The organism is Cognatundibacterium luofuense, from assembly GCF_018139685.1.
GTDB classification, from domain to species: Bacteria; Pseudomonadota; Gammaproteobacteria; order Burkholderiales; family Burkholderiaceae_D; genus Undibacterium; species Undibacterium luofuense.
In genome coordinates this window covers 1-421 of record NZ_JAGSPN010000190.1, presented here as the reverse complement: position 1 = coordinate 421, position 421 = coordinate 1, and the positions used below count along the sequence as shown (strand labels likewise).

1 pseudogene is annotated in these 421 nt (G+C 51.1%); it reads left to right on the top strand.

Going from position 1 to position 421, the window contains the following annotated elements:
* Nucleotides 1–40: 40 nt before the first annotated feature.
* Nucleotides 41–421: pseudogene (locus KDM89_RS19975) on the top strand (TonB-dependent receptor); the annotation flags it as partial.

Sequence of the window (421 nt, the reverse complement as noted above, 5' to 3'; positions counted from 1 at the left end):
CGCTTTTACGGCTACTGTCTTCAATACCTCATTGGATGATTTGGGCAGTACAAGTAACGACGTGCGCTTATCACGCGCATTTGAATTGGCGGAAGGCAAACTCGCTACCACGGTAGGATATTTCACTTCCATACAAAATGTGGCGCTGACCTGGAATTTCAATCAATACCTGATGCAGGCCAGCGGCGATAAACCGGCACTGCTGAATTCTGCCGCTACCGTTGCAGGCAGCCCAGGCTTGCTGGCACAAGGTACTGATGTGTGGGGCGGCTGCTGTAACCGTGCTATCGATGCCCAATACAAAACCAATGCCCTGTACACCAATCTGGGTTGGGAAAAAGGCGATTGGAATGTCGATGCCAGCCTGCGCGATGACAAGCAAAATGCCAGCGGCACTTATAATCAAGCCGTTAAACAGACC